Genomic DNA, 4,211 nt, shown 5'->3' on the forward strand with positions numbered 1-4,211 from the left:
CGGAGTCCCGGCGGTGGTCCGGCGGGTCCGGGGGCCGGGGGCGGGGTCCCGGCAGGGGGCTGGCGGTGGTCTGGCGGGTCTGGCGGTGGTCCGAGAGGGGTCCGGGGGCGGAGTCCCGGCGGGGGTCCGGCGGTGGTCCAGGGGCGGAGTCCCGGCGGTGGTCCGGCGGGTCCGGGGGCCGGCGGCGGAGTCCCGGCAGGGGCGTGGCGGGTCTGGCGGGGGTCCGGGGGCGGAGCCCCGGCATGGGTCCGGCGGGGGCCTGGCGGGTCTGTCGGGGGGTCCGGGGGCGGAGCCCTCGAAACGGGGTCTGGGGCGGAGCCCCAGCGGGGGCCGGGGCCGCGCCCCGGTTCGGGAAGGGGCGGGGTGGGGGAAGAACCCCCGCCCACCCCCTCGGCGCCGAACACGCCGCGATGTGCGGCGCCCACCGCCACCCGCTACGGCACCGCGGCGACGGAGCGTTGTCAGTGGCCCCGGTTACGGTGAGTGAGCACTGAACATCCGCGCTGAGGGGGAGTCATGGCGCACACCGGACGCAGAGGCCACCGGAACCGCCCGGGCGGGCACAGCAAGCCGAAGACACCGAAGCCGAGGACACCGAAGCCGAGGACACCGAAGCCGAAGACACAGAAACCGACGACGCGGCAGCGTACGAGAAGGCAGACCACCCGGCACGCCCTCCGCAGAGAGGTGCCCAGCACCGTGGCCCTGCTCGCCGACGAGCGGGACTTCGCCGCCATGCGGCACTACGCGTCGTTCACCTTCGACGACCACGGAGCGTATCTACGGGAGATGGAGGGGCTGCTGAAGGCGTTCGCCGCCAAGGGCGTTCACACCACCGTCGCCCTCTTCGACCCCGTCGCGTACGAGGAGTTCTGCGCGGACACCCGGCTCGACCCGGACACCGCCGCGAGCCGCACGCGCTACACGGCGGAACTGGCCGTCGCGGGCGGCACCGTCATCTACGAGGGCCAGCCGATCGCCCGCCTGGTGCCACGGCTCATCGGCGTGGCCGAGGAGCAGGCCACCTGGGAGTACGCCACGGCGTTGCTCTCCCGGGCCGGCCACCTCGGGGAGTGCCGCGACGACACCACCGCCCGCGCCGCGTTCGACCACGCGGGGGCGGCGTTGCGCGCGGTCGTGGAGGCGGCCGGGCCAGGCATCCACCATCTGGTGTGCAGCGTCCCGGCGGACGGCACCTCGCTGGTCGCCGTGCTCCACGCCGACGCCCGGGAAGCGGGCCCGCCGAAGCTGGCCGAGCCCTCGGGGCTGGTCTTCCGTACCGTCCTGGCCTGCGGCTTCGCCCTGCGCAGCCCTGGCGGCCTGGTGCTGCGCACCATCGTGGCGGACTCCCCGGAGACGGTCCGCGGCTGGGCGCTGCACGACGGCTGGCTGCGCCCGCTGAGCGAGGCCGAGGTCTTCACCGCGTACTGCACCGACGCCGAGACCGGTGAACCCATCCCTCCGGAGCACGGCGTCGAATACCGGGCGGGCATCCCGCTCAGCCGCCCGGAATGACCGAAGGCGTCCCGCCACGTGGCGGGACGCCTTCACCGACAGCCCGAAGCTCAGAGCCCAAAGCTCACATCCCGCAGCCCAAAGCCCATAGCCCATAGCCCATAGCCCAAAGCCCAAAGCCCAAAACTCACATCTCACCGGCTCATTCGCCGGACAGCACCGCCTGCGCAGCCCGGCGGGCATCCTCCGCGGTGTCCGCCGCCCGCGCCGCGGAGGCGGCCCGCTCGCACTGCGCCAGCGTGTGCTTGGCCAGCGTCGCGCGCACATACGGAATGGAGGCCGCGCCCATGGAGAGGCTGGTGACACCGAGACCGGCCAGCACACACGCCAGCAGCGGATCGGAGGCGGCCTCACCGCAGACGCCACAGCTCTTGCCCTCGGCCTGCGCGGCCTCCGCCGACGCCGCCACCAGGTCGAGCAGCGCGGGCTGCCACGGGTCCTGGAGCCGCGAGACCGCACCGACCTGCCGGTCGGCCGCGAAGGTGTACTGCGCCAGGTCATTGGTGCCCAGCGACAGGAACTCGACCTCCTGGAGGATCGAGCGCGCCCGCAGCGCGGCGGACGGAATCTCCACCATCGCGCCGAACTTGGCCCGCAGCCCCGCCTCGCGGCACGCGTCGGCGAACGCCTTGGCGTCCAGCCGGTCGGCCACCATCGGGGCCATCACCTCGAGATAGACCGGCAGCCCCTCCGACGCCTTGGCCAGCGCCGTGAGCTGCGTCCGCAGCACCTCGGGGTGGTCCAGCAGGGTACGCAGACCGCGCACCCCCAGCGCCGGGTTGGGCTCATCGGCCGGGGTGAGGAAGTCCAGCGGCTTGTCCGCGCCCGCGTCCAGGACCCGCACCACCACCCGGCCCTCGGGGAACGCCTCCAGCACCTGCCGGTACGCCTCGACCTGCTTCTCCTCCGACGGCGCCTGAGTGCTGTCGTCGAGGAAGAGGAACTCGGTGCGGAACAGCCCCACGCCCTCGGCGCCCGCCTCCACGGCCGCCGGTACATCGGCCGGCCCGCCGACGTTCGCCAGCAGCGGCACCTTGTGCCCGTCCGACGTCGCGCCCGGACCGGAGGAGGCGGCCAGCGCGGCCCGGCGCTCCTCGGCGGCGCGCGTCAACTCGTCCCGCTTCTCCTCGCTCGGGGACACGAAGATCTCACCGGTGCTGCCGTCGACGGCGATCAGGGTTCCCTCGACCAGATCCCCGGCACCGGGCAGCGCGACCACGGCCGGCACCCCCAGGGCACGGGCGAGGATCGCGCTGTGGCTCGTCGGCCCGCCCTCCTCCGTCACGAACCCCAGCACCAGCGTCGGGTCGAGCAGCGCGGTGTCGGCGGGGGCGAGGTCCCGGGCGATCAGCACATACGGCTCATCGCTGTCCGGCACACCCGGCATTGGCACACCGAGCAGCCGCGCCACGATCCGGTTCCGCACATCGTCGAGGTCGGCCACCCGGCCCGCCAGATAGTCACCGGCCCCCGCGAGCAGCGCCCGGTAGGCGGCGAAGGCGTCGTACACCGCGCGCTCGGCGGTGCTGCCGACGGCGATCCGCCGCTCGACATCGGCGATCAGCTCCGGGTCCTGCGCCATCATGGCCTGCGCCTCGAGCACGGCCTGGGCCTCACCGCCCGCCAGATTGCCGCGCGCGACCAGATCGGCCGCCACGGCCTCCACCGCCTGGCGCGCCCGCCCCTGCTCACGCGGCGCCTCATCGGCCGGAATCTGCTTCGCCGGCGGCTCCAGGACCGCCGTCCCCATATGGCGCACCTCGCCGATGGCCACTCCGTGGCTCACGCCGACGCCTCGCAGCGTTGTCTCCATGTCACCCGTCCCCGGTCGATACGGCGGAACCCCGCCATGGTGGATGTCGTACCCGCGGTGCGCCGCCCGGCCCGGTCCCCATCGTCCACCGGGCGTACGCCCGGCTCACCAGTTGAAGAGTGTGTCGCCCGTCTTCACATCGACGTCCTCCTTGACGTCGGACAGGGCATCGGCCGTGGCCTCGAGCGCCACGATCGGGCAGATCGGCGACTTGCCCGCGGCCACGGCGGTGGCCGGGTCCCAGCGCACGATCGCGTCACCGCGCTTGACGGTGTCCCCCTTGTTGATGAGGACCTCGAAGCCCTCACCGTTCAGTTGCACGGTGTCGATGCCGAGGTGGGTGAGCACACCGTGCCCCTCCCCGTCCACGACGACGAACGCGTGAGGGTGCAGGGAGACGACGATGCCGTCGACCGGGGACACGGCCACGAAGGGCTCGAGGACTGGGTCGATCGCCGTGCCCGGACCGACCATGGCGCCGGAGAACACCGGATCGGGCACCGCTTCGAGTCCGATCACGCGGCCGGCGACCGGTGAGGTCACGCTGGTCATGGGAGCCTCCCGGGAGGTGAAGATTCATCACGCGCCGTCACCACCTGTCCCGGACAGCGCACTGCCCAGAAGAGTAAGTCATAGGAACTACGGATTCCGCACACGTGGCGCAGGCAGGAGGGGGTGCCCGGCCCGGGAATCGATTTGCCACGGCCGCGCGGGGCGCTGTACTGTCGTATCCCTGCCCACCGGATGAAGCACCGCGAACAACTGTGTGCACATCCAGGTTCAGGGCGGCGCCATCAGCTACTTGATCCAAATCTCGGATCCGCTTTCGCATGCCTTGCGAGAGACACGGGTACGGAGAGCCGGAAATAGTCTGATAGCGTGT

3 protein-coding genes are annotated in these 4,211 nt (G+C 72.7%); 1 reads left to right on the forward strand and 2 read right to left on the reverse strand.

Annotated elements, in window-relative coordinates; translation table 11 throughout:
- Window positions 1-516: 516 nt before the first annotated feature.
- Entirely contained in the window at window positions 517-1,515 is a 999-nt protein-coding gene (locus tag NP777_RS46510) for a hypothetical protein (RefSeq protein ID WP_256656262.1), read from the forward strand.
- A gap of 142 nt (window positions 1,516-1,657) precedes the next feature.
- Here NP777_RS46510 and ptsP read toward each other — a convergent pair whose 3' ends face one another.
- Entirely contained in the window at window positions 1,658-3,328 is a 1,671-nt protein-coding gene (gene ptsP, locus NP777_RS46515; protein WP_256656263.1) for a phosphoenolpyruvate--protein phosphotransferase, read from the reverse strand.
- 105 nt (window positions 3,329-3,433) lie between these two features.
- A complete protein-coding gene (locus NP777_RS46520; protein WP_256656264.1) occupies window positions 3,434-3,880 on the reverse strand; it encodes a PTS sugar transporter subunit IIA in 447 nt (148 codons plus the stop codon).
- Window positions 3,881-4,211 lie beyond the last annotated feature (331 nt).

It is taken from the genome of Streptomyces rugosispiralis (assembly GCF_024505145.1).
Taxonomy (GTDB): Bacteria; Actinomycetota; Actinomycetes; order Streptomycetales; family Streptomycetaceae; genus Streptomyces; species Streptomyces rugosispiralis.